General features: G+C 71.1%; 22 protein-coding genes and 1 pseudogene. 16 read left to right on the top strand and 7 right to left on the bottom strand.

Going from position 1 to position 25,243, the window contains the following annotated elements; translation table 11 throughout:
* Positions 1-292: 292 nt before the first annotated feature.
* The 4 genes and pseudogenes from ACFRKB_RS14740 to ACFRKB_RS14725 all read right to left on the bottom strand — a co-directional run.
* Positions 293-1,042: an LmeA family phospholipid-binding protein gene (locus ACFRKB_RS14740; protein WP_383106102.1), complete on the bottom strand. Its 750-nt coding sequence runs from the start codon at positions 1,040-1,042 to the stop codon at positions 293-295.
* Positions 1,043-1,222: 180 nt separating this feature from the next.
* The gene (locus ACFRKB_RS14735) at positions 1,223-2,554 is read right to left on the bottom strand and encodes a hypothetical protein (RefSeq protein ID WP_383106101.1); all 1,332 of its coding nucleotides are present in this window, start codon (positions 2,552-2,554) and stop codon (positions 1,223-1,225) included.
* A 10-nt stretch (positions 2,555-2,564) separates the two neighbouring features.
* Positions 2,565-2,819: a MoaD/ThiS family protein gene (locus ACFRKB_RS14730; protein WP_165840681.1), complete on the bottom strand. Its 255-nt coding sequence runs from the start codon at positions 2,817-2,819 to the stop codon at positions 2,565-2,567.
* Positions 2,820-2,870: 51 nt separating this feature from the next.
* Positions 2,871-3,698, bottom strand: a pseudogene (locus ACFRKB_RS14725) (alpha/beta hydrolase); the annotation flags it as partial.
* Between the two features lie 262 nt (positions 3,699-3,960).
* On the opposite strand from ACFRKB_RS14725, the gene ACFRKB_RS14720 reads away from it, so the two are divergent.
* From ACFRKB_RS14720 to ACFRKB_RS14700, 5 genes are all read left to right on the top strand, one after another.
* Positions 3,961-4,833, top strand: coding sequence for a winged helix-turn-helix domain-containing protein (locus ACFRKB_RS14720; RefSeq protein ID WP_383106100.1), 873 nt, complete (start codon positions 3,961-3,963; stop codon positions 4,831-4,833).
* A gap of 23 nt (positions 4,834-4,856) precedes the next feature.
* Positions 4,857-5,879, top strand: a complete 1,023-nt coding sequence (locus ACFRKB_RS14715; protein ID WP_365975929.1) for a LacI family DNA-binding transcriptional regulator — start codon at positions 4,857-4,859, stop codon at positions 5,877-5,879.
* A 159-nt stretch (positions 5,880-6,038) separates the two neighbouring features.
* Entirely contained in the window at positions 6,039-7,085 is a 1,047-nt protein-coding gene (locus tag ACFRKB_RS14710; protein WP_383106098.1) for a S1C family serine protease, read from the top strand.
* 123 nt (positions 7,086-7,208) lie between these two features.
* Entirely contained in the window at positions 7,209-7,979 is a 771-nt protein-coding gene (locus ACFRKB_RS14705) for a response regulator transcription factor (RefSeq protein WP_383106097.1), read from the top strand.
* On the top strand, positions 7,976-9,400 hold the full coding sequence (locus ACFRKB_RS14700) for a sensor histidine kinase (protein WP_383106095.1): 1,425 nt from the start codon (positions 7,976-7,978) through the stop codon (positions 9,398-9,400). Before ACFRKB_RS14705 ends, ACFRKB_RS14700 begins: the two co-directional genes overlap by 4 nt.
* A 99-nt stretch (positions 9,401-9,499) precedes the next feature.
* On the opposite strand, the gene ACFRKB_RS14695 is transcribed toward ACFRKB_RS14700, so the two are convergent.
* Both ACFRKB_RS14695 and ACFRKB_RS14690 read right to left on the bottom strand, forming a co-directional pair.
* Positions 9,500-10,384, bottom strand: a complete 885-nt coding sequence (locus ACFRKB_RS14695) for a phosphatidylinositol-specific phospholipase C (protein ID WP_383106093.1) — start codon at positions 10,382-10,384, stop codon at positions 9,500-9,502.
* Positions 10,385-10,477: 93 nt separating this feature from the next.
* Positions 10,478-11,311, bottom strand: coding sequence for an oxidoreductase (locus tag ACFRKB_RS14690; protein WP_383106092.1), 834 nt, complete (start codon positions 11,309-11,311; stop codon positions 10,478-10,480).
* A gap of 88 nt (positions 11,312-11,399) precedes the next feature.
* Here ACFRKB_RS14690 and ACFRKB_RS14685 point away from each other — a divergent pair, with 88 nt between their 5' ends.
* Complete coding sequence (locus ACFRKB_RS14685) at positions 11,400-12,086, top strand: TetR/AcrR family transcriptional regulator (RefSeq protein ID WP_383106091.1); 687 nt, start codon at positions 11,400-11,402, stop codon at positions 12,084-12,086.
* Between the two features lie 98 nt (positions 12,087-12,184).
* Here ACFRKB_RS14685 and ACFRKB_RS14680 read toward each other — a convergent pair whose 3' ends face one another.
* Positions 12,185-13,990 (bottom strand): bifunctional metallophosphatase/5'-nucleotidase, encoded by a 1,806-nt coding sequence (locus ACFRKB_RS14680; RefSeq protein WP_383106090.1) that lies wholly within the window; start codon positions 13,988-13,990, stop codon positions 12,185-12,187.
* 245 nt (positions 13,991-14,235) lie between these two features.
* Between ACFRKB_RS14680 and mshD the strand changes: the two genes are divergently transcribed.
* The 10 genes from mshD to pstA all read left to right on the top strand — a co-directional run bounded on the left by mshD (position 14,236) and on the right by pstA (position 25,239).
* Entirely contained in the window at positions 14,236-15,156 is a 921-nt protein-coding gene (gene mshD, locus ACFRKB_RS14675; RefSeq protein ID WP_383106089.1) for a mycothiol synthase, read from the top strand.
* A 96-nt stretch (positions 15,157-15,252) separates the two neighbouring features.
* A complete protein-coding gene (locus tag ACFRKB_RS14670) occupies positions 15,253-15,651 on the top strand; it encodes a GntR family transcriptional regulator (RefSeq protein WP_383106087.1) in 399 nt (132 codons plus the stop codon).
* Positions 15,648-16,613: an ABC transporter ATP-binding protein gene (locus ACFRKB_RS14665; protein ID WP_383106086.1), complete on the top strand. Its 966-nt coding sequence runs from the start codon at positions 15,648-15,650 to the stop codon at positions 16,611-16,613. The genes ACFRKB_RS14670 and ACFRKB_RS14665 overlap by 4 nt, the downstream gene beginning before the upstream one ends.
* Positions 16,610-17,545 (top strand): ABC transporter permease subunit, encoded by a 936-nt coding sequence (locus ACFRKB_RS14660; protein ID WP_383106084.1) that lies wholly within the window; start codon positions 16,610-16,612, stop codon positions 17,543-17,545. The genes ACFRKB_RS14665 and ACFRKB_RS14660 overlap by 4 nt, the downstream gene beginning before the upstream one ends.
* Before the next feature lie 300 nt (positions 17,546-17,845).
* Positions 17,846-20,074, top strand: coding sequence for an RNA degradosome polyphosphate kinase (locus ACFRKB_RS14655; RefSeq protein WP_383106082.1), 2,229 nt, complete (start codon positions 17,846-17,848; stop codon positions 20,072-20,074).
* Positions 20,061-21,131 carry a CHAD domain-containing protein gene (locus tag ACFRKB_RS14650; protein ID WP_383106081.1) on the top strand — a complete coding sequence of 357 codons (1,071 nt, stop codon included), beginning with the start codon at positions 20,061-20,063 and terminating at the stop codon, positions 21,129-21,131. The genes ACFRKB_RS14655 and ACFRKB_RS14650 overlap by 14 nt, the downstream gene beginning before the upstream one ends.
* Positions 21,132-21,223: 92 nt before the next feature.
* Positions 21,224-21,607, top strand: a complete 384-nt coding sequence (locus ACFRKB_RS14645; protein ID WP_383106385.1) for an NUDIX hydrolase — start codon at positions 21,224-21,226, stop codon at positions 21,605-21,607.
* 300 nt (positions 21,608-21,907) lie between these two features.
* Positions 21,908-23,038 (top strand): phosphate ABC transporter substrate-binding protein PstS, encoded by a 1,131-nt coding sequence (gene pstS, locus ACFRKB_RS14640; RefSeq protein WP_383106079.1) that lies wholly within the window; start codon positions 21,908-21,910, stop codon positions 23,036-23,038.
* 120 nt (positions 23,039-23,158) lie between these two features.
* Positions 23,159-24,163, top strand: coding sequence for a phosphate ABC transporter permease subunit PstC (gene pstC, locus ACFRKB_RS14635; protein ID WP_383106077.1), 1,005 nt, complete (start codon positions 23,159-23,161; stop codon positions 24,161-24,163).
* On the top strand, positions 24,160-25,239 hold the full coding sequence (pstA, locus tag ACFRKB_RS14630; protein ID WP_383106076.1) for a phosphate ABC transporter permease PstA: 1,080 nt from the start codon (positions 24,160-24,162) through the stop codon (positions 25,237-25,239). The genes pstC and pstA overlap by 4 nt, the downstream gene beginning before the upstream one ends.
* The last annotated feature ends 4 nt before the right edge of the window (positions 25,240-25,243 follow it).

The following is a 25,243-nucleotide window of genomic DNA, read 5'->3' as shown; positions in this document are numbered from 1 at the left end:
GCTCAGACGGTGCGACAGAGCATGGCGGCGACGCGGCACAGGTCAACTGCCCGCCGCTTCGTGAAGTCCGCCTGTTGCGTCATACGTCCGATCGTAGGGACGTCCCGCCGGACATGTCACCGGCGTGTCACATCATGAGACTCGATCATCCGGAACGCGAGACGATCACCGGGCCGGAGCGGTGTCCGCCGACCGGCCGGCCGTCGGCGTCCCGCTGTCATCTGAGGAGCGGACGCCGACGTCTCACCATCCGGCTACCCGCCCTCCGGACCGCGTTGACTCTTCGGGTGCGTCAGCCGGTGAGGGAGACGTTCGTCCCGGCGCCGGAGAAGTGCAGACCGTCCTCGGCCGCCGTGACCTTGTCGAGCTTGATGGTCGACGGCAGCCCGTCGATCTTCAGGTCGTAATCGACCACGTCCCGCACCTGCTCGTCCATGCCCGGCACCGGCAGTTCCGGAAGGGTCGCGGCCGTCAGCCGGACCGTGTCACCGCCCTCCAGCGTCACCGTGCTGTACGCCGTGACGCTCCGGCCCGCCAGCAGCGCCTTGACCGTGTCCGGGATTTCGATGCCCGCGCCCTCCAGCACGTCCGTCAGCGGCCCCGAGACCTTGACCTGCCCCTTCGCGGCCCGCTCGGCACCGGCGTAGCCGACGGTCGCGCCCTTCGGCGCCGACTTGGCGAGGTCCGCGTACGAGATCCGGGCCGAGCCGTTGGCCTGCCCGGCCACGGCGGAGGAGAAGCTGCTGTCGATCGTGACGTCCTTCAGCTGGGCCTTGACCTCGGTCACCTGGACGTCATGGCCGTCAGCCCTGGCGTTGACGCCGTCGAGGCCGATCTCGACCTCGTCCAGCGAGGTGTTGAGGACCTGAGTCAGGAAGGGGAAGCCCTTGATGGACACGTCGGGCTGGGAGCTCAGCCCCGCGCTCGACCTGACCCGGTCGGCGACCTCGCCCTCGGCGAAGTACACCGCCGCCCGGTCCGCGGCCACGAACAGCCCGCCGAAGATCACGACGAATATCAGCAGTATCCGCAGTCCGCGCATGGTTCGGTGTCCCCTGCCCTGATCGTTTCTGCCCCCTGACGACCACGAACATAACGCCAGTCGGGTCGGCCGCGTGTCGGAGTGACCGACGAACGGCGCGGACGTACGGTTCCCCGCCCGTCCCCGCCTGCTGTGCGCCGTGCGTCACTCGGGGCCCGTCAGATCCGGTCAGAGTCCCGGTCAGGCCAGCATGCGGCCCAGCAGATAGACGGCGGGGGCGGCGGCCGTGAGCGGCAGCGCCACTCCGGCGGTCATGTGCACGAAGCGCGACGGGTAGTCGTAGCTCGCCGCGCGCAGCCCGACCAGCGCGCAGACGCCCGCGCCCAGCCCGAGCAGCGCGCCCTGGCTGCCCAGGTCCGTCATGCCGCCCGCGGCGATCCCGGCGCCCGCGCCGGCCAGCAGGGCCACCACGACGGAGGCGGCTCCCGGCAGCGGCAGCGCGCGGGCCACGGTCGCCGCGGCGACCGCCACTCCGCCGACGACCACCGCGTCCGGCACCGCCGCGAGCTGGCCGGTGGCGAGGATGGCGAGCGCGGCCGAGGCGACGGTGGCCATCAGGCCCGTCATCCGCTCGTCGGCGCTCGCGCGGCTGCGCAGCTGGAGGACGACGACCAGCAGCACCCACACACCGAGCGTGCCGATGATCGCGGCGGGGGCGTTCTCCCGGCCCGCCGCGAGCACGGCGATATCGGCGGTGATCCCGCCGAGGAAGGCGAGCGCGATGCCCTGCCTGGCCGGCCACATGCCGTTCAGCCGGAACCAGCCGGCCGCCGTGACGGCCTGGAGCAGGACGAGCGGAACGAGCAGCGCGTACGGCCCGAGGGCCGCGCCACCGGCCAGCAGCAGGCCGAGCAGGGCGGTCAGTCCGGCGGGCTGGATCCCCGGCGGGATGATCGGTGAGCGGCCCTCGGCGCGGGCGCGCTGGGCGTCGGTGATCCGGGCGTTGCCCATGGTGGTGGGCGCGCTGTAGCCGTCGGCGGAGCCGGTCGAGCCGGTGAGGGGTGTCGCGGCCGGGGCCGGGGACTGGGGCGCGTACGGCGACGGGACGGGCGACGGCACCTCCGGCGGTACGTTCGACGGCACCTCCGGAGGCAGCGGGTAGGCGGCCTGCGGCGGCAGATACGCGGTGTCGGCGGCGGCAGCGGCCTGCTGCGGCTGATACGCGTGGGCCTGGGCCGGAGCCTGGCCCTGCGCGGGCTGGTAGTACGGGCCGGGTCCGCCCTGTGACTGGACGTGCGGCTGGTACTGGGTGTCCCAGGTCTGGCCCTCCCACGTCTGCGCGGCGGGCTCCTGCTGAGCCGGGGGGTGGGGCTGGTACCGGGGCTCGGCCCAGCCCTGGGAGCCACCCGGGTCCTGGTACGCCCCGTTCACGCCGTAGGACGGCTGCTGCGGGCGGCCGTACTGGTCGTACGGGGCCTGGTCTCCGTACGGGCCCTGGCCATGTCCCTGGCCGTGACCCTGCCCCTGCCCCTGGCCCTGGCCGTACCGGTACTGCTGATCGTCGTCGCTCATGTGCTGCGGTTCACCCTCCTGCGAACGGCGGGAGCACCTCGACCGTGCCGCCCTCGGCAAGCCGTACGGTCTCATGCCCACGGGTCCCCACGGGGTCACCGTCGACGATGAAGGAACACCTCTGGAGTACGCGGACCAGCTCGCCCGGGTGCCTCACCCGCGCCGCGGCGAGCGCGTCGGCCAGGTTGTCCGCCGCGTACGGCTCCTCCGCCGTGCCCGCGGCGGCCTTGGCCGCGGCCCAGTAGCGGATCGTGCCCGATGCCATGGCGGCGCTCCTTTCGTCGGCTCCCATGATGGCCGACGGCGCCCGCGCGTCCGTCAGCCACTCCCCGAGACGGGCCAGCAGCGCGTCGTCGGCGGCGTTCTCCGCGTGGCCCATACCCGGTTCGAGCCACAGCTCGGCGGCGCCGGGAGCCGCGGCGCCGGCCAGCGCGCGGGGGTGGTCCAGCGGGAAGTACGGGTCGCGGTCGCCGTGTACGACGAGCAGCGGGACCGGCGCGATCAGCGGGACGGACTCGACCGGGGAGAGCGGCACGGGATCCCAGTCCCGGTCATGGATACGCGTACGCAGTCCGTAGCGGCCGACCAGCCGGCCCAGGGGCCGCGTCACCACCCAGTGCAGCCGCCGCATCGGGGCCGTTCCCCGGTAGAACCAGCGCGCGGGCGCACTCACGGCGGCCACCGCGTCGGTCCGCGCACCTGTGCGCCCCCTGTGCGACGCGGCATGGCGCAGCACCACGGATCCGCCCATGGAGAAGCCGACGGTCACGACACGCGAATGGCCCAGCGCGCGGGCCCATTCCACGGCCGCCGCCAGATCGAGGATCTCGCGGTCGCCGACCGTGGAGCGCCCGCCCGAGCGGCCGTGCCCGCGGAACGAGAAGGTGACGACGGCCGCACGCTGCGCGAACACCCGCGCCGCCCGTCGTACGGCGGGTTTTCCCACCGACCCGGTGAACCCGTGCGCGAGCACGATCGCGGTCCCGCCGTCCGCCCGGAAATCCCGCCCGAAACCCGCCGTACACGGCTCGTACACCGCCTCGATGGGGACCCCGTCCACGGTCCTGAGGACCGTGCGCCGGGTGCCCCGGGCACTCGGAGAATCTGGTGATCTGCGGGATTGACCCCCTGGCGCCGAGCACATGTGGGTTATTCTGCTGCGAAGAGGATCCGGGCAATGTAGCCCCCGGGTCCTTTTGTGTTTCCCGTCCGTTGTTACAGACAGATGACACAGACGGAAGACACGGACATCACGGCTGCGGGCCTCATCAGGGCGAGGGAGCCGCGGCCGGCACCACGCAGGACAAGCAGTGCCGCATACGTCCTCGCAGGGACCGAGGAGGAACCGACGTAATGGGCAAGCGAACCGTGTATGACAACAGTCCGGCCGAGGCAGGTGGGCGGCGATGAGTTCTCTGCTGCTCCTGACCAACGCGCTCCAGCCCTCGACGGAGGTGCTGCCGGCCCTGGGACTGCTGCTCCACAACGTGCGGGTGGCCCCCGCCGAAGGGCCCGCTCTCGTCGACACCCCCGGTGCCGATGTCATTCTGATCGACGGCCGGCGCGACCTTCCGCAGGTGCGGTCGCTCTGCCAGCTGCTCCGGTCCACCGGACCGGGCTGCCCGCTGATCCTCGTCGTGACGGAGGGCGGTCTCGCCGCCGTCACCGCGGACTGGGGCATCGACGACGTACTGCTCGACACGGCGGGTCCGGCCGAGGTCGAGGCCCGGCTGCGGCTCGCGATGGGCCGGCAGCAGATCTCGACCGACGACTCCCCGATGGAGATCCGCAACGGCGATCTGTCGGTGGACGAGGCGACCTACAGCGCGAAGCTCAAGGGGCGGGTCCTCGACCTGACCTTCAAGGAGTTCGAGCTGCTCAAGTACCTCGCACAGCACCCGGGCCGGGTCTTCACCCGGGCCCAGCTGCTCCAAGAGGTCTGGGGCTACGACTACTTCGGCGGTACGCGGACGGTAGACGTCCACGTACGGCGGCTGCGCGCGAAGCTCGGCCCCGAGCACGAGTCGCTGATCGGGACCGTACGGAACGTCGGCTATCGCTTCGTCACCCCGGAGAAGGGCGAGCGCGGCTCGGAGAAGTCCGACCGGGCGTCAGGTGACACCCGGTCGAATGCCGCCGCGGAGCCCGCTCGCAACGGGTCCCACAACGGGTCCCACCCCGAGCCCCGGCACGAGAAGGCCGAGACCTCCGGGGACGACGACATGGCCGCGAGACTGGACGCCGCGCAAGAAAGTGCCGTACGACCTGCCAAGCGGTAGGTCACCACGCGTAGACTCCGCGCGTGGCCAAGGTGACGCGAGACGATGTGGCACGACTGGCGGGTACGTCCACCGCCGTCGTCAGCTATGTCATCAACAACGGACCGAGGCCGGTCGCCCCGGCCACGCGCGAGCGGGTGGTCGCCGCGATCCAGGAGCTGGGCTACCGGCCCGACCGGGTCGCCCAGGCGATGGCCTCGCGGCGGACCGACCTCATAGGGGTCGTCGTGCCGGACGCGAGACAGCCCTTCTTCGCGGAGATGGCGCACGCGGTCGAACAAGCCGCGGCCGAGCGCGGGAAAATGGTGCTCGTCGGCAACTCCGACTACCGCAATGAGCGGGAGGTCCACTATCTGCGGGCCTTCCTGGGCATGCGGGTCTCGGGCCTGATCCTGGTCAGCCAGGGCCCGAGCGAGCGGGCGGCGGCCGAGATAGAGGCCTGGGACGCCCGGGTCGTGCTGCTGCACGAGCGGCCCGAGGGCATCGACGACGTGGCGGTCGTCACGGACGACATCGGCGGCGCCCAGCTCGCCACCCGTCATCTGCTGGAGCACGGCCATCCGTACGTGGCCTGCCTCGGCGGGGTCGAGTCCACCCCGGTCGTCGGCGACCCGGTGACCGACCACGTCGAGGGCTGGCGGCGGGCGATGCTGGAGGCCGGGCGGCCGGTGGAGGGGCGTCTGTTCCGGGCGCTCTACAACCGGTACGACGCGTACGAGGTCGCGCTGGAGCTGCTGGCGGGCCCCGACCGGCCGCCGGCGATCTTCTGCTCCACCGACGACCAGGCGATCGGGGTGCTGCGGGCCGCCCGCGAGCTGCGGATCGACGTCCCCGGCGAGCTGGCCGTGGCGGGCTTCGACAACGTCAAGGAAGCCGGGCTCACGGACCCGCCGCTGACGACGGTCTCCTCGGACCGGCCGGCGATGGCGCGGGCCGCGGTGGATCTCGTACTGGACGACGGGCTGCGGGTGGCGGGGTCGCGGCGGGAACGGGTGAAGCAGTTCCCGTCGGCGCTGATCGTGCGGCGCTCCTGCGGCTGCGGCTAGGCCCTGTCCGGGCGGACAGGGCCTAAGCGGTCGGGGCGGCTGCGGACAAGCCGCTGGGGCCTGGTCCCCGGCGGCCTTTATATAGGGCATACGCGCTTTTGTTGCCCTTCTCAGAACGCCCTCAGCTTGTTCTCATCTACGGCGCGGACAGTCGTTCCCATGACCGACTACTACCGCGGCAGCGGCGACGAAGACAGCACGCAGCAGCACCCCACCCAGGGGTACCAGGGACAGGGGTTCCAGGGCTCGGCGTATCCGCCGCCGCCCGCGTACGGTCCCACCATTCCCGGCGGCGGCACCGCCACCGCCACCCCTCACCGGCGCGCCAGGCGGCCGGTGGCCCTGCTCGCCGCGGTGGCCATCGCCGCGGCGGTCGTCGGCGGCGGTACGGCGGCCCTGGTCGGGAACTACACCGGCGGCGGCACGGACAGCGCCGGCACGACGGTCAGCGGGACGACGGTCTCGCAGAGCAGCGCGGGTACGGTGGCCGGGGTCGCCCAGGCCGTGTCCCCCGCCATCGTCGAGATCAACGCGACCTCCACGAGCGGTGAGGCCACCGGCTCCGGCGTGATCATCACGTCCGACGGCGAGATCATCACCAACAACCATGTGATCGCCGGGGCCGACTCGATAAAGGTCCGGCTCAGCACCGGTAAGAGCTACAACGCCAAGGTCGTGGGCACCGACCCGGACAAGGACCTCGCGCTGATCAAGCTGGAGGGCGCGAGCGGCCTGAAGACGGCCACGCTCGGCAACTCCGACCAGGTGAAGGTCGGTGACCAGGTGGTGGCGATCGGCTCGCCCGAGGGCCTGACCGGCACCGTGACCAGCGGCATCATCTCGGCGCTCAACCGCGATGTCACCGTGTCCAAGGAACAGGACCAGGGCCAGCAGCAGCAACCGCCGCGGGGCGGGGGCAACTGGCCGTTCGAGTTCGGCGGGCAGCAGTTCAACGGGGACACCGGCTCCTCGAAGACCACGTACAAGGCGCTCCAGACGGACGCCTCGCTCAACCCGGGCAACTCGGGTGGCGCGCTGATCAATATGAACGGCGAGATCATCGGCATCAACTCCGCGATGTACGCGCCGAGTTCATCGGCAGGGGCCGGTAGCTCCGGCGCCGGCAGCGTGGGGCTGGGCTTCGCCATCCCGGTCAACACCGTCAAGTCGGACCTCGCGGCACTGCGCTCCGGCGGCACCAGCTGAGCGCCGGGACGTGGCGCGAGCCGCCGCGGGAGGGGCGTGCGACGCTGGTAGTACGCGTCGCGCGCCGGCCATGCGACCGTTGTCCGACCGTTCCGCCGAGCCGACTGACGAGGTAGCAGCGACATGAGTCCCGCCGAAGGCGATCCCCAGCGGATCCTGATCGTCGACGACGAGCCCGCCGTACGCGAGGCTCTCCAGCGGAGCCTCGCCTTCGACGGGTACGGGACCGAGGTCGCCGTCGACGGCGTCGACGCGCTCGGCAAGGCCGCCGCCTACGATCCGGATCTGATCGTCCTCGACATCCAGATGCCGCGGATGGACGGTCTGACGGCGGCCCGCAGGCTCCGGGGGAGCGGCTCGAAGGTGCCGATCCTGATGCTGACGGCCCGCGACACGGTCGGTGACCGGGTCACGGGGCTGGACGCCGGCGCCGACGACTATCTGGTCAAACCCTTCGAGCTGGACGAACTGTTCGCCCGGATCCGCGCCCTGCTGCGACGCAGCTCGTACGCGGCGGCCACGGCCGGCGAGCAGCCCGACGACGATGTGCTGGCCTTCGCCGATCTGCGGATGGACCTGACGACGCGCGAAGTGATGCGCGGAAACCGGCGGGTGGAGCTGACCCGTACCGAATTCACCCTGCTGGAGATGTTCCTGGCGCACCCGAGGCAGGTGCTGACCAGGGAGCAGATCCTCAAGGCCGTGTGGGGCTTCGACTTCGAGCCGAGCTCCAACTCCCTGGATGTGTACGTGATGTATCTGCGCCGGAAGACCGAGAGCGGCGGCGAACCCCGGCTGGTCCACACGGTGCGGGGCGTGGGGTACGCGCTGCGCGCCGACACGGGGAGCGCCCCGGGCGGCGGGGCGGGCGCGGGGACGGGCGGCTCGGCGTGACCGGTCCGACGGGCTTGCTCCACCGGCTCCGTACCCTGCCACTGCGCTCCCGGCTCGCGCTGCTGGTCGCCACGGCGGTCGCGGTGGCGGTCGCGGTCGCGGCGGTGGCCTGCTGGCTGCTGACCCGCGCGCAGTTGGAGAGCGAGCTGGACAACTCGCTCAGGAACACCAGCGCCGGAGATCCCGCGGTACGGGACGCGCTCAACAACTGTGGCGCCCCGGTCAGTTCCGAGAACAGGGCCGGCTTCGCCTATGTCCAGGTGGTCCTGAGCGACGGCAGCCGCTGTGTGGCCTCGTTCTCGGAGCCGGTGAAGGTGCAGCCGCAGGATGTGGCGGTCGCCACCGGCACCCTGCGTCAGTCGCTCCACAACAGCGTCACCGACAGCGGCGCCAAGGTCCGCGTCTTCACGAAGGTCACCCCCTACGGGCCCGGCACCCAGGTCGCCGTGACCGTGTCCCGTCCCCTCACCGAGATCGACGCCTCCCTGAACCGGCTCGCCCTGCTGCTCACCGCCGTCGCCGGCGTCGGTGTGATCGGGGCGGGCGCGGCCGGGCTCTGGGTCGCCAGGTCGGGGCTGCGGCCCGTCGACGGTCTGACCCGGGCCGTCGAGCATGTGGCGAGGACCGAGGATCTCGCTGTCCGTATCCCCGTCGAGGGCGAGGACGAGATCGCCCGGCTGTCCCGCTCGTTCAACTCCATGACCGCCGCCCTCGCGTCGTCCCGGGACCGGCAGTCCCGGCTGATCGCCGACGCGGGGCACGAGCTGCGGACCCCGCTCACCTCGCTCCGTACGAACATCGAGCTGCTCGCCCGCAGCGAGGAGACGGGCCGGGCGATCCCGCCCGACGACCGCAAGGCGCTCATGGCGTCCGTCAAGGCGCAGATGACCGAGCTGGCCGCGCTCATCGGCGATCTCCAGGAGCTGTCGCGCCCGGAGGCCGCGGATCCGGGGCCTCTCCAGGTCGTGGCGCTGCACACCGCCGTCGAGAGCGCCCTGGAGCGGGCGCGGCTGCGCGGACCCGATCTGGCCATCAGCGCCGAGCTGAACCCCTGGTACGTACGGGCCGAGCCGGCCGCCCTCGAACGGGCGCTGGTCAACGTCCTGGACAACGCGGTGAAGTTCAGCCCGTCCGGCGGCTCGGTGGAGGTCTCGCTGAGCGCGCGCGGCGAGCTGACCGTACGGGACCACGGCCCGGGTATCCCGGCCGACGAACTGCCGCATGTCTTCGAACGGTTCTGGCGCTCGCCGTCGGCACGTGCGCTGCCCGGCTCGGGTCTCGGGCTGTCGATCGTGGCGCGTACAGTCCAGCAGACGGGCGGCGAGATCGCGCTGCGCCACGCGGCGGGCGGCGGGACGGTGGCGGCGATCCGTATCCCAGGGGCGCCGACGCCACCGCCGGAGACCCCCGGTCTCGGCTGAGCCCCCTGTCTCGGCTGAGCCCCCCGGAACCGGCTGGGATCTCTGTGCGGCCGGTTCCGGAGGGTTTCGCTTCTCGCCGCGTCAGCCGTTCCTACCGCGTCAGCCGTTGTGGCGGATGAGCGACTCGACCAGTCCGGGCCGGGTCGCGGGGAAGTCCAGCGGTACGATCCCGAGCCCGCGCCAGCCGCTCGCCTCGGCCCCGTCGAGGAAGGTGTGGACCTGCGGGTTCAGCCGGTCGGAGTTCCAGCGGGGCGGCAGCAGGGCGGCCGTGCTGACGTAGTTGATGTACATCTTCCCCGGCTGCTGGGCCGCCTTGCGGAAGTGCGCCTCGATCTTGGGGTACTTGGCGCCGGGCTCCGCCTGGTAGTCGTCCTGGATGTCGAAGAGCCCGCCGTCCCCGTAGCGCACCCCCGGCAGTCCCCCGTTGTCCGCGAGCAGGACGACCCGTCCGCGCGCCTCGCCGAGCGTCGGGAGGTTGCCGTCCAGCCGGAAGAGGGAGCGCCAGCCCTTGCCGTCGAGATAGGTGTCGAAGATCCGCCGGAACTCCGCGTCGCTCTCCCCCGAGTACTCCTGCTTGACGCGCATCAGGACGGTCTCGGAGGGGTTGGCCCGGAGGAAGTCCCGGCAGGCGTTCAGCACATCGTCGAAGTTCAGGTTCTGGTAGAACGCGGCGTGGTGGATGGTGAACGCGTTCTCGAACGCGCGGCAGCGGACGTCGAGGAAGCGCACGCCGCTGTTCAACTGCTCGGCGATGGTGGTGTCCTGGCAGGCCACCCAGAGACCGCCGGTGCGCGCGCCGGAGTTGTGCGTGCCGGGGATGGTCAGCCGCTGTACGGGGGTGGAGTCGGCGAAGCCGCCCATCCAGTCGTACGTGGCGAGCGTGCGTCGTGGCGCGGCCTCGGCCGGGGCCGCGCCGATCAGGGCGGCGGAAACAGCGAACGCGCCGGCCAAGAAGCTCCGGCGCGTACCGGTATGCGTGCTCATGCGAGGGTGCCTCCGTCAGGCGTGGGGGGTCAGCCCTCGGATTATGACCGGTACACGACACGCAAGGAACAGCGCGGAAGGTCAGTCTTCCCGTCAGCCCTCGAAGTCGACCGAACCGCTCACGTGCGCCCAGCGTTTGTCCTCGGCGCCGGTCCGCTCCAGCTCGGCGGTGGCGTACCGGAGGGCGTCGCTCCCGAGGAGCAGATGCAGCGGGGGCTCGTCCTCGTCGGCGATGCCGATCAGGGCGCGGGCGGCCTTGACGGGGTCGATGGGCTCCTTGCCGCTGCCGGCACGCAGGCGCTCGGTCATCGCGCCGACGGTCGGCCGATAGGCGTCGCCGAAGGACGGCACCTCCATCGAGGAGCCGGCCCAGTCGGTACGCATGCCGCCGGGCTCGGCCACGGTCACCTTGATCCCCAGCGGCGCGACCTCCTGCCGGAGCACGCCGGAGAAGCCCTCGACGGCGAACTTGGCGCTCTGGTAGGCACCCAGACCCGGCGCGGTGATCCGGCCGCCGACGGAGGCGATCTGGATGAAGTGGCCGCCGCCCTGGCGCCGCATCACCGGCAGGGCGGCCTTGGTGACGAGGACCGTACCGAAGAACACGGCCTCCACCTGGGCGCGGAAGTCGTCCATGGCGACCTCCTCGATGGGGGCCATATTGGCGTAACCGGCGTTGTTGACGACGACATCGATCCGTCCGAAGCGCTCGACGGCGCTCCGTACGGCACTCTCGGCCAGCGCCTGGTCCGTGACGTCCAGGGCCACGGGCAGAACGCTGTCCCCGTACGTGCCGACCAGCCCGGCAAGCGTCTCGGTACGGCGCGCGGTCGCGACGACGCGCTTGCCGGCCGCCAGGGCCTCCTCCGCGAGGGCGAGTCCCAGACCCCGGGAAGCGCCGGTGATGAACCAGACCTGCTCGGACATGCTGCTCTCCGTTCACGAGTCATAACGCACGATGCTTGCGTTAAGCGTAACGCATGACACTTGCGTTATGCGACCGTAGGGTGAGGGCATGGAAACCATTGAGCCCGGCTTCCAGCGGGCCCGCACCCCGGAGCGCAAGCGGCAGCGCGCCGACGATCTCCTCGACGCCGCCCGCCGGCTGGCCCGGGACGAGGGTGTGCGAGCGGTGACCCTGACCGAGATCGCCACCAGCGCCGGCGTGCATGTGTCCGCCGTGCGCAGGTACTTCGAGTCACGCGAGGAGATCTTCCTGCGGCTCGCCGAGGAGGGCTGGCGGGAGTGGGCCGAGGCTCTACGGGACCGGCTCGTCCCGGGGGCGACGGTCACGCCGTACGGCCTGGCGACGGCGCTGGCGGACACGCTCGGCGAACGTCCGCTCTTCTGCGACCTGCTCGCCCACGCCCCGCTCAGCCTGGAACGGGCGGTCTCCGCGGATGTGGTGCGCGCCTTCAAGCTCAGCGCCGTGGCGGCGGCCCACGACCTCGCGGAAACGCTGGCCACCGCGCTCCCGGATCTCGGCCGGGACGCCGCCCTCGACCTCGTGACGACGGCCATGGCGCTGGCGCAGTCCCTCTGGCAGATCTCCCACCCACCGGAGACCCTCGCCACGCTCTACCGCGAGGACCCCCGCCTGGCCCACGCCGCCGTGGATTTCACACCACGCCTGACGCGCCTGCTCCATGCGACGGTGCTGGGCCTGATGGCCGCCGGGGCCGGGGCCGGGACCGAGGCGTAGTCGGGGTCACCCGCGGCCGGCGGGCCGACGGCCCGCACGCCGAAGGGCGGTGAGCCCATGGCCCACCGCCCCTCGGTGTTACGCGACGTCCGCCGGCGCTACTTCAGGATCGTGATCCTGTTCGCCGCCGGCGGGGCCAGCGGCGCCTGCGCCGAGGAGTTCGCCGCCAGGTAGGCGTTGAAGAGGTCCAGGTCCGACGGGCCGACCAGCTTGTTCTTGCCCTGGGCGAACACCGTGAAGCCGTCGCCGCCGCCGCCGAGGAACTCGTTCATCGCGACGCGGTACGTCTTCGCCGGGTCGATCGCCTCACCGTTCAGCTTCACCGTGTCGGTGAGGACACGGTCCGCGCCCGTCTTCCTCAGGTCCAGGGTGTACGTGAAGCCGTCCGACACCTGAAGGTACTTCGGGGAGGCGGCGTTCGGGCCGCTCACCTGCTGCTGGAGCGCGGTGATGAGCTGAGCACCCGTCAGGTCGAGCACATTCATCATGTTGGTGAACGGCTGGACCGTGAAGGCCTCGCCGTAGGTCACCACGCCGTCGCCCTCCTTGCCCGACGCCGTGTAGACCAGGTCCGCCCTGATGCCGCCCGGGTTCATGAAGGCGATCTGCGCGCCGCCCTTGTCGGCCGGCGCCGTGCCCGCGAGCTGGGCGTCCGCGATCACATCGCCGAGCGGGGTCTCCTCGGTCGTCGCGCCGCGGCCGTTGATGTCCGCGGAGATGAAGCCCTGCGGGGCGCCGGCGATCGGCGCGGCCAGCTTGTTCCAGTCCTCGATCAGCGTGGTCATGTCCTTGGCCTTGGCCTGGTCACGGCTGACGATGTGGTTCGCCGACTTCACGCTCGTCCGCACGATGTCGTTGGTGCGACGGTCGTAGGTGAGCGTGGTGTCCGTGTAGAGCTTGCCGAACGACGAGGCGGACGTGACCAGACGCGGGTTGCCGGACGGGTCCGGGATCGTGCACGCGTACGCCTGGTGCGTGTGGCCGGTCACCAGCGCGTCGACCTTCGGCGAGATGCCCTTGGCGATGTCGACGATCGGCCCGGAGATGCCGTCACCGGCGCCGGGGCTGTCGCAGTCGTAGTTGTACGCGGTGGACGCGGGCGCGCCGCCCTCGTGGATCAGCGCGACGATCGACTTGACGCCCTGCCGGTCCAGCTCCTGCGCGTACTTGTTGACCGTCTCGATCTCGTCGTGGAACTTGAGTCCCTTGACGCCCTCGGCGGTCACGACGTTCGGGGTGCCCTCCAGGGTCACTCCGATGAAGCCGATCTTGACGCCGTTCTTCTTCCAGACCGTGTACGGCTTGAGGACCGGCTTGCCGGTCTTCTCCGACGTCACATTGGCGGCGAGGTACGGGAAGTCGGCGCCCTTGAACTTACGCCCCTTCTGGTAGCAGCCCTCGGTCGGGTGGCAGCCGCCGTTCTGGAGGCGGGCCAGCTCGGTGGCGCCCTCGTCGAACTCGTGGTTGCCGACGGTCGTCACATCGAGGTCGATCTTGTTGAGCGCCTCGATGGTGGGCTCGTCGTGGAAGAGGCCGGACAGCAGCGGGCTCGCGCCCACCATGTCGCCGCCGGCCGCCGTGATGGAGTACTCGTTGCCCTTGCGCGCGTTGCGCAGCGAGGTCGCGAGGTACTCGATACCACCGGCGGGGGAGGTCTTGGTCGTACCGTCGGCCAGCTTCTCGGTGACGTTGGCGGCGGAGCCCGTGGGCGCCTCCAGGTTGCCGTGCAGGTCGTTGAAGGACAGCAGCTGTACGTCAACGGTGTTCGGCTTGTGACCGCCGTTGCCCTTGTCCTGGCCGGCCATGGCCGGCAACGCGGCGACGAGCGCGCCAACGGTGGCGAGGCCCGCGGCGGTGGCGAGTATCCGCCTCGCCTTGCGCTTCTTGTGCGGTCTCGGTGACATTGGTCCCCTTGTGAATCGTGCTGTGAGCTGTGCGCGCTGCGGCGCCGGGTTTTTCAAGATCGCGCGTCTCTTGAGAATCATGAAAAGTCAGACTCTGATGAAGACTGCGAGCGGCAGCCTAGAGTCAACGCGCGTAGCACGACAGGGGGTGCTGGGTTACAAGCTGGTTGCCGTTACGCGTGCGGCAGCTGTCGTGGCCGGGGCCATACCACCTCCCCCCGCACGCCGGGCCGTACCCTCGACCCATGACTGACGCAGTAGCCCACGAGCCCGGCCGGCAGATCCAGACCCTCGACGCGCTCACCCCCCAGCAGGCCGAGGACGTACTCGCCCTGCTGGCGGAGGCCGCCGCCTCGGACGGGGTGCAGGCGGTCTCCGAGCAGGGCCGGCTCCAGTTGCGCGGCGGGCGCCGGGAGGGCGTACGGCACTTCCTGCTGACCGTCGACGGCGAACTCGTCGGCTACGGACAGCTGGAGGACACCGACCCCATCGAGGCCCCGGCCGCGGAGCTGGTCGTACGTCCCGGGCTCCGTGGCCGGGGCCATGGCCGGGCGCTGGGTACGGCGCTGCTGGGCGCGTCCGGGAAGCGGCTGCGGGTGTGGGCGCACGGCGGCAGGTCGGCCGCCCGGCATCTGGCCCAGGTGCTCGGGCTGACCCTCTTCCGTGAACTGCGCCAGCTGCGGCGCCCGCTGGTCCCGCCGGCGATCCCCGAACCGGTGCTGCCCGCCGGGGTCACCGTCCGTACGTTCGTCCCCGGCCAGGACGACGCGGCCTGGCTCGCGGTCAACGCCGCGGCCTTCGCCCACCACCCCGAGCAGGGCGCGCTGACCCAGCGGGACCTGGACGACCGTACCGCCGAGCCGTGGTTCGACCCGAAGGGCTTCTTCCTGGCCGAGCGCGACGGCGAGCTGGTCGGTTTCCACTGGACCAAGGTGCACGCCGAGGAGCAGCTCGGTGAGGTGTACGTCCTCGGCATCAGGCCCGACGCGCAGGGCGGCGGGCTCGGCAAGGCGCTCACCGCGATCGGGCTGCGGCATCTGGCGGCGCAGGGGCTGCCGACCGCGATGCTCTATGTGGACGCCGACAACACGGCGGCCCTGACGGTGTACGAGCGGCTCGGCTTCAGCACGCACGAGGTCGATCTCATGTACCGCACGGAGTCCTGAACCCGCGGATACAGGGAGTTAAGGGGCGGCGTCCTTGACGCCGCCCCTTTCTTGCAGGACCCTTTCACTACTTCCCTAGTGAAAGGGTGGTTGCGGGTGATCGAATACCGCATCGACCGGCGCAGCGGGGTGGCCACCTACCTCCAGATCGTCCAGCAGACCAAACAGGCCCTGCGTCTGGGCCTGTTGGAGCCCGGCGACAAACTGCCCACCGCGCGCGAGGTGGTGGCGGCCACCGCCATCAACCCCAACACCGTGCTCAAGGCGTACCGCGAGCTGGAGCGCGAAGGGCTGGCCGAAGGGCGCCGCGGGCTCGGCACATTCGTACGGGGCACCCTCGGCCGGGGCTCGGCCGACAGCGCGCTGCGGACGGAGCTGGCCGCCTGGGCGGACCGCGCCCGCGCCGGGGGACTCGACAAGGAAGACGTGACCGCGCTCTTCACCTCCGTGGTCGAAGAGCGCTTCGAAGAACACAGCAAGGGGGACGACGCATGACTGTGGCGGCGATCGAGGCGACCGGCCTCGGCAAACGCTTCGCGGGAGGCAGACGGCGCGAGCGCTGGGCGCTGCGCGGCTGTTCGTTCCGGATCCCCGCCGGGCGCGTCTGCGCCCTCGTCGGCCCGAACGGCGCCGGCAAATCCACGCTGCTCGCCCACGCGGCCGGGCTGCTCGCTCCCACCGAGGGATCCGTACGCGTCCTGGGCACGGCACCGGCCGACGCCCGCGCGCACCTCGCGTATGTCGCCCAGGACAAACCGCTGTACCCGCAGCTGACGGTCGGTGAGACGCTGCGCATGGGCCGCGAGCTGAACCCGGAGCGCTGGGACGCGGGCGCCGCCGAGCGGATCATCGAGGGCGGCGGCCCGGGGAGCGCGCTCGATCACGGCCTGCGGGTCAGGTCGCTCTCCGGCGGCCAGCGCACCCGCGTCGCGCTCGCCCTCGCGCTCGGCAAGCGGCCCGAACTGCTGCTGCTGGACGAGCCGATGGCGGATCTCGACCCGCTGGCGCGCCATCAGCTGATGGGCGCCCTGATGGCGGGCGCGGCGGAACACGGCACCACCGTCGTGATCTCCTCGCACATCCTCACGGAACTGGCCGACGCCTGCGACTATCTGCTGCTCGTGGACGGCGGCCGGGTGCGGCTCGGGGGCGAGGTGGAGGACATCCTCGGCGCGCACCGGCTGGTGAGCGGGGCGGCCCGGGATCTGGACGATCTGGCGCCGCACACAGTCGTCGAGTCCCGTACGGCGGGGCGCGGACGGACCGCGCTGATCCGGCCGGAAGGACCGCTGGACAGCGCCTGGCAGACCACCGAACCCTCCCTGGAGGAACTGCTGTTGGCGCATCTGCGCTCCCCGGACGCGCCCGTCCTGCTCACCCCGAGCGCCGAACCTCCCCCGGGCGACGGGAACGGGAACGGAACCGGCGAGCGCGGCCGTACGGCGGTGGCGGCATGAGCGCACCGATCCTGCGCGGCCCGGCCTGGGTCGCCGTACGCCAGCACCGGCGCGCACTGTGGGCGGGACTGGCGCTCCTGGTGCTCACGATCGGAGTCCAGGCCGCGGCTCGGCTCTGGGTGAATTCGGCGGAGACCACCGGCAGCTGCGACAGCGGGGAGCGGAAGGCCTGTGCCGCCCTTTCGACCGCGGACGGCTGGTATCGCTGGGCTGAGACCTACGGCGGAGCGGCCGTCGTCCTGCTGCCGCTGCTCGTCGCGGCGTTCGTCGCGGGCCCGCTGATCGCGCGGGAGCTGGAATCCGGAACGTACAAACTGGCCTGGACCCAGTCGGTGCCGCCCGCCCGCTGGCTCGCCTCGAAGCTCGCCGTGTCCGCCGCTGTCACCGTCGTCGGCACGGCCCTCCTCGTCATTACGTTCCGCTGGACCAGGTCCTATGTCCGGCTCGGCTGGGTCTTCCCGCGCAGCTGGAGCGACGGTGGCTACCCCGCCCTCGGCCCGACCGCCATCGCCTATGTCCTGCTGGCGGTCGCCGTCGGCGCCCTCGTCGGCATGCTCACCCGCCGTACCGTCGTGGCGATGGCCGCCGGCGTGCTCGCCACGGGAGCGGTCGTGGCCGTATTCGACGTGGTGCGCCCCTTCCTGTGGCCGGTCGTCACGGCCTCGGGCGGGGCACGCTTCCCGGATGACGCCTGGCACGTGCAGCAGGGCGTCATCCTCGCCGACGGCAGCCGGATGACCAACGAGGAATGCTGGGACATCGGACTCTCGACGTCGCCGTGCGCGAAGTCCCCGAGGGACGCGTTCTTCACCGACTTCCACCCCGCCTCCCATTTCTGGCCCCTCCAGCTCATGGAGACCGGGATCGTCCTGGTCCTGGCCGCCGTGGTCGTCTTCGCGGCCTTCCGGGTGCTGCGCCGCAGCCACGCCTGACGTCCGGGTCCGACGCCCGCGTCCGAGCACCGGCCCGAGGCGGTGGCCCCCACCCGGGGCCACCGCCTCACCCAGCGCTACGGTGGGGTTCCCCAGAGGCACACATCGCCCCCGGGGAGCCCCGTCCCGCTTCCCTTCACGTCATGTCGCCGTTACCAGCCATTCAGACGCTCTTGCGACCCTCTCTGAATGCAGCCCGCTGTGCCCCCCACGCCGAACGGCAGGACCAACGGCAGGATCCATCTCGCCCCTGCTCTCTCCGACGCGCCCGTCGTGCCCTCGGCGCGGAACAATAGGGACATGAGCCAGCAGCCCGCCGAGGTACCGGTCCAGCACACTCAGCCGTCCGTAGGCTTCATAGCCGCCCACCGGCCGCACACCGTGGCCGCGACCAGCTCCGACCTCGAACCCGATCTCGACGCCGATCTGGACGCGTACGAGGAGGAGCCCGGCCCGGACGGCACCGACCTGCCCCAGGGCAGGTTCCTCGACCGTGAGCGCAGCTGGCTCGCGTTCAACGAACGGGTCCTGGAACTCGCCGAGGACCCCACCACACCGCTCCTCGAACGGGCTAACTTCCTCGCCATCTTCGCGTCCAACCTGGACGAGTTCTTCATGGTCAGGGTGGCCGGCCTGAAGCGGCGCATCGCGACCGGTGTCGCCACCCGCTCCGCCTCCGGCCTCCAGCCGCGCGAGGTGCTGGATCTGATCTGGACCCGCTCGCGCGAGCTCATGGCCCGGCACGCCGCCTGCTACCAGCAGGATGTCGCCCCTGCCCTGGCCGACGAGGGCATACACATCATCCGCTGGCCCGAGCTGACCGAGAAGGAGCAGGCGCGGCTCTTCACGCTCTTCCGCCAGCAGATCTTCCCGGTCCTCACGCCCCTCGCCGTGGACCCGGCGCACCCCTTCCCGTACATCTCCGGCCTCTCGCTCAACCTGGCCGTGACCGTACGCAACCCGGTGAGCGGCCACCGTCACTTCGCGCGGGTCAAGGTGCCGCCGCTGCTCTCCCGCTTCCTGGAGGCGTCCCCCTCGCGGTACGTGCCGCTGGAGGACGTGATCGCCGCCCACCTGGAGGAGCTGTTCCCCGGGATGGAGGTGCTGGCGCACCACATGTTCCGGGTCACGCGCAACGAGGACCTGGAGGTGGAGGAGGACGACGCCGAGAACCTCCTCAAGGCGCTGGAGAAGGAGCTCATGCGGCGCCGCTTCGGCCCGCCGGTCCGGCTGGAGGTCGAGGAGGACATCGCCCCGGACATCCTCGACCGGCTGGTGCGCGAGCTGAAGGTGACCGACGCGGAGGTCTACCCGCTGCCGGGGCCGCTGGATCTCACCGGGCTCTTCGGGGTCGCCTCGCTGGACCGGCCCGAGCTGAAGTACCCGAAGTTCATCGCGGGGACGAACCGCCAGCTCGCCGAGGTGGAGTCCGCCTCCGCGCCCGACATCTTCGCGGCCCTGCGCAACCGTGACGTGCTCCTGCACCACCCGTACGACTCGTTCTCGACCTCCGTCCAGGCGTTCCTGGAGCAGGCCGCGGCCGACCCGGACGTCCTGGCCATCAAGCAGACGCTGTACCGCACGTCCGGCGACTCCCCGATCGTGGACGCGCTGATAGACGCCGCGGAGTCCGGCAAGCAGGTCCTCGTCCTCGTCGAGATCAAGGCCCGCTTCGACGAGCAGGCCAACATCACCTGGGCGCGCAAGCTGGAGGAGGCCGGCTGCCATGTGGTCTACGGCCTGGTCGGACTGAAGACGCACTGCAAGCTCTCGCTGGTGGTACGGCAGGAGGGCGAGTCCCTGCGCCGCTACAGCCATGTCGGCACCGGCAACTACCACCCGAAGACGGCGCGGCTGTACGAGGACCTCGGCCTGCTCACCGCGGACCAGCAGGTCGGCGCGGATCTGTCCGACCTGTTCAACCGGCTGTCCGGCTACTCGCGCCGGGAGACCTACCGGCGGCTGCTGGTCGCCCCGAAGTCGCTGCGCGACGGGCTCATCTCCCGGATCAACAAGGAAGTGGCGCACCACCGCGCCGGCCGCCCGGCCTCCGTCCGTATCAAGGTCAACTCGATCGTGGACGAAGCGTTCATCGACGCCTGTTACCGGGCCTCGCAGGCCGGGGTGCCGGTGGACATCTGGGTCCGCGGGATCTGTGCCGTACGCCCCGGGGTCGCCGGCCTCTCCGAGAACATCCGGGTCCGCTCGATCCTCGGCCGCTTCCTGGAACACTCCCGGATCTTCGCCTTCGGCAACGGCGGGGAACCCGAGGTCTGGATCGGCAGCGCCGACATGATGCACCGCAATCTGGACCGCCGTATCGAAGCCCTCGTCCGGATCACCGATCCGGCCCACCGCGCGTCGATAACCCGGCTGATGGAGACAGGGATGTCCGACACCACGTCCTCCTGGCACCTCGGCGCGGACGGCAACTGGACCCGGCACTCCACGGACGCGGAGGGCCAGCCGCTGCGGAACGTACAGGAAATGCTCATAGACGCCCGGAGGCGCCGGCGTGCAGCACCATGAAGTGGACACCGACCGGCTTACCGCGTCCGGCCCCGACGGGCTGACCGCGGGCGAGGTCCTGGCCGGCTATCTGCACTCCCACGCCGGTGACTTCCTGCGCGGCCTGCGGCTGTACGGGGAGAGCGGCGCGGACACGGCGGCGGCCGACTCGGCCGCCCTGACACTGCGCGGCGCGGCGCGCCGGATCGGGGGCGGTCTGCATACGTTCCGGCCGCTGCTGGACCCCGGCTGGGCCGACCAGCTCCGTACGGAACTGGGCTGGCTGTCCGGCACGCTGGCCCAGGAACACGCCTGCACGGCCCGGTTGCACCGGCTGGTGGGAGCGTTGGCCAGGCTCTCGGGCGCGGCGCCCGTGCCCGTCGCCGTACCGGCCTCCGCGCTCGGTTCCGTACCCGGCGCGCGGGCGGGGGCCGACCCCGGCGGGCCGCCCGGGACGCTCACCGTCGGCGCGTCCCGCGCGGGCGCGCTGCTGGAGCGACAGCTGACCCTCGCCCGGACGCGTGCCCACTCGGCGGCGCTCCAGGCGCTCGGCTCGTCCCGCTTCCACGCGGTGGCGGACGCGGTGGCCGTACTGGCCTCCGAAGTACCGCTGGCACCGCTCGCGAGCGCCCCGGCCGTCGAGGTGCTCGCCGGACCCGGCGAGGCCACCGAGCGGCAGCTGCTGGACGCCGTCGCCGCCCTGCCGCTGGCGCGGGCCGCCCATCCGTACAACGCGGAGGCGCTGGTCCACGGCCTGGCGACCTCGTCGGAGGGCGAGACGCAGGACGCCCCCTGGCATCAGGTACGGCAGTTGCTGCGGCTGCACCGGTACGCCCAGGAGGTGTGGTGCCCCGGCGGCGCCCCCGACCCGGTGCTGCTGGGCGCGGGCCAGGCGCTGGACCGGCACCGCGACGCGGCCGAGGCGGCGGCTGCCGCGGCGAACGCGGCCCGCACCCCGCGGATCGCGCCGACCACGGCGTACGCCCTGGGCGTGCTGCACGCGGACCAGCGCCATGAGGTGGAGGCGGCGCGCTTCGCGTTCCAGCAGGTGTGGCAGCAGGCGGCGGTGGCGCGGTGAGCACGACGCCGGGCACCGGACCGGGCACCGGGCCCGAGGGCCGCTCCGGGCCCGAGCGGCGCGGGCAGGGCCTCGTCCGCGCGGGCGGGTGCGTGCTCTGGCGCCGCTCGCCGTACGGGGACGGCGGTACGGAGATCTGTCTCGTGCACCGCCCCAAGTACGACGACTGGTCCCACCCCAAGGGCAAGCTCAAGCGCGCGGAGGACCCGCTGGCCGGGGCGCTGCGCGAGGTCCTGGAGGAGACGGGCCACCACTGTGTGCCCGGGTCCCGGCTCGGCACCGTGCGCTATCTGGCACAGGGCCGCCCCAAAGAGGTCACGTACTGGGCGGCCGAGGCGACGGAAGGGACGTTCATCCCGAACGACGAGGTCGACCTCATAGCGTGGCTGACCCCGCCGGAGGCCCGCGACCGGCTGACGCAGCCCCGCGACCGGCTGCTGGTGGACGCGCTCCTGAACGCGCTGCACGCGACGTAGGGCCTGTCCGGCGAGTACGTCCGAAGCAGCCCCCCGGCACGGCTTATCGCCCCTCCCGCCACGGAGCGCACTCGTACCCCGTACGCACCCCCCGTAGGCCGGCCGGGTGACCCCCACGCCCGCCAGAACCACACCGCCCCGCGAGGTTCACCTTCCGTTCACTCGCCCCCGTCGGCGGCTTCACCTGATCTGCCTAATTTCGGCCTTACACGGTGACGGTGACAGTGCCGCACCAGCCACCCCGACGCACGCCGCCGTAAAAAGACTCGGACCGGCGGCTCCTGGAAGGAAACACCCGAAGTGAAGCTTCAGCGCAAGAACGGGCTGCGCGCCACCGCGCTCGGTGCCCTCGCCGTCTCCGGCGCCCTGGTTCTCACGGCGTGCGGTTCGGACAACAACGCCGAGGGCGGCGACGCGTCCTCCAAGCCCTCCGCCGCGACGAGCGCGGTGTGCAAGGACGCCAAGGGCCAGCTGCTCGCGTCCGGTTCCAGCGCACAGAAGAACGCCATGGACCTCTGGGTCAAGAACTACATGGCCAGCTGCACCGGCGTCGAGGTCAACTACAAGTCCTCGTCGTCCGGCGAAGGCATCGTCGCCTTCAACCAGGGCACGGTCGGCTTCGCCGGCTCCGACTCGGCGCTGAAGCCCGAAGAGGTCGCCGACTCGAAGAAGGTCTGCACCGGCGGCCAGGGCATCAACCTGCCGATGGTCGGCGGACCGATCGCGATCGGTTACCACCTGGAGGGTGTGGACAGCCTCGTCCTCGACGCCCCCACGCTCGCCAAGATCTTCGACAGCAAGATCAAGAGCTGGGACGACGCCGCGATCAAGGCGCTCAACCCCGACGCCAAGCTCCCCAAGAAGCCGATCCAGGCCTTCCACCGCTCCGAGGACTCCGGCACCACGCAGAACCTCGGCAAGTACCTGGGCGCCACGGCCGCGTCCGACTGGAAGTACGAGGCCGAGAAGAAGTGGCCCGCCCCCGGCGGCCAGGCGGCCTCCGGCTCCTCCGGTGTCGCCACCCAGGTGAAGCAGGTCGACGGCTCGATCGGTTACTTCGAGCTCTCCTACGCCACCTCGCAGCAGATCTCGACGGTCAAGATCGACACGGGTGCCGCGGCCCCGGTCGAGGCGACCTCCGAGAACGCCTCCAAGGCCATCGCCGCCGCCAAGATCAAGGGCACCGGCAAGGACCTGGCTCTCGACCTCGACTACGCCACCAAGGCCGACGGTGCCTACCCGATCGTCCTGGTGACCTACGAGATCGCCTGTGACAAGGGCAACAAGCCCGAGACCCTGGCCACGGTCAAGTCCTTCCTGACCTACACCGCCAGCGCCGACGGCCAGAAGCTGCTCTCCGAGGCCGGCTACGCGCCGATCCCGGCCGAGATCAACGCCAAGGTCCGCGAGACGGTCGCCTCCCTCTCGTAACCACAGAACAACAGGTGACGGCCGCCGGTCCGGGGGATCTCTCCGGACCGGCGGCCTCCACCTCATCCGGTGCACCGCCGCCAGGGGAGCCAGCACTCCCCCACACAGACCGGAAAGACCATGGCTTCCACCACATCGATAGACACCCCACCGCCCCCGCAGCCCCCACAGGTCGCCCCGCCGAAGGCCGGCACCTCCACCGGGCGTGCGGGCGACAAGATCTTCTCGGGCCTCTCCAAGGGCTCGGGCATTCTGCTGCTCGTCATCATGGCGTCGATCGCGGGGTTCCTCGCCTACCGCGCCGCCATCGCCATCTCCAAGGACGAGGGCAACTTCTTCACGACCTTCGACTGGAACCCCGCCGCGTCCCCGCCGGTCTTCGGCATCGCGGTCCTGCTCTTCGGCACGGTCGTCAGCTCGATCATCGCGATGGTCATCGCGGTTCCGATCGCTGTCGGCATCGCGCTGTTCATCTCGCACTACGCGCCGCGCAAGGTGGCCGCGCCCCTCGCCTATGTCGTGGACCTGCTGGCCGCCGTGCCGAGCATCATCTACGGCATCTGGGGCGCGCTCGTGCTCGTGCCGTATCTCGGCGGCCTCAACGCCTGGCTCGACCAGTACTTCGCCTGGACGTACATCTTCGACCAGACCCAGCCCGGCGTGGCGCGCAATATGCTCACCGTCGGCATTCTGCTGGCGATCATGATCCTGCCGATCGTGACCAGCGTCAGCCGGGAGGTCTTCCTCCAGGTCCCGCGCATGAACGAGGAAGCGGCGCTCGCCCTGGGCGCCACCCGCTGGGAGGTCATCCGGCTCTCGGTCCTGCCCTTCGGACGCTCCGGAGTCATCTCCGCGTCGATGCTGGGCCTGGGCCGCGCGCTCGGCGAGACGATGGCCGTCGCCACGGTCCTCTCGCCGAACTATCTGATCTCGCTCCATCTGCTCGACCCGGGCGGCGGCACGTTCGCCCAGAACATCGCGGCGAAGTTCGACGAGGCCGATGAGTTCGGGCGCGACGCCCTGATCGCCTCCGGTCTGGTCCTCTTCGTCCTCACCCTGCTGGTGAACGGCGCGGCCCGTCTGATCATCGCGCGCCGCAAGGAGTACTCGGGGGCCAACGCATGAGCCACGCAGCTGTTCAGGACACACCGACCCCGTTGCCGCCCTCCGGCGGGCGGGGCAGCCTCAGCGAGCGCAGGCTCCCCCGCTGGGCTCCGGCCGGCTTCGCCCTCCTCGGCGTCCTCGTCGGCGCGGGCACCGGCACCGCCGCCGGTCTCGACAGCAAGGTCCAGTGGGGCCTGATCGCGGTCATCGCCTTCATCGTCATCTCGTACGTCGTCACGACGACCGTCGAGAACCAGCGCCAGGCCAGGGACCGGCTGGCCACCAGCGTCGTCTGGGTCTGCTTCGTCCTCGCCGTCATCCCGCTGTTCTCACTGCTCTGGACGACCATCCGCCGCGGCGTGACAGCCCTCGACGGGTACTTCCTGTCCCACTCCATGGCCGGTGTGCCCAGCACCGAGGTGGGCGGTGGTGTCTACCACGCGCTCGTCGGCACGCTGGAGCAGGTCGGCATCGCCACCGTGATCTCGACGCCGATCGGCCTGCTGACCGCCGTGTATCTGGTCGAGTACGGCAAGGGCGCGCTGGCCAAGGCCGTCACGTTCTTCGTCGACGTCATGACCGGTATCCCGTCCATCGTCGCGGGTCTCTTCATCCTGTCGATCATGCTGATGACCAAGACCCAGCCGTCCGGTCTGATGGGCGCGTTCGCGCTGGCGATCCTGATGATCCCGGTCGTGGTCCGCTCCACCGAGGAGATGCTCAAGCTCGTACCGAACGAGCTGCGCGAGGCGTCGCTCGCCCTCGGCGTACCGAAGTGGCGCACGATCCTCAAGGTCGTCCTGCCGACCGCGATCGGCGGTATCACCACCGGCGTGATGCTCGCGATCGCGCGTATCGCCGGTGAGACCGCGCCGATCATCCTCCTCGTCTTCGGCAGCCAGCTGATCAACCCGAACCCCTTCGACGGTGCGCAGTCCTCGCTGCCGTTCTACATCTACGAGCAGTACAAGGCCGGCGAGGTGGCCTCGATCGACCGTGCCTGGGCAGCGGCCCTGGTGCTGATCGCGTTCGTCATGATCCTCAACCTGGTGGCGCGCGGCATCGCCCGCTGGAAGGCCCCGAAGACCGGCCGCTGAGGCC

Source organism: Streptomyces scopuliridis, from assembly GCF_042790125.1.
Taxonomy (GTDB): Bacteria; Actinomycetota; Actinomycetes; order Streptomycetales; family Streptomycetaceae; genus Streptomyces; species Streptomyces scopuliridis_A.
This window is presented reverse-complemented; position numbering and strand designations above follow the sequence as displayed.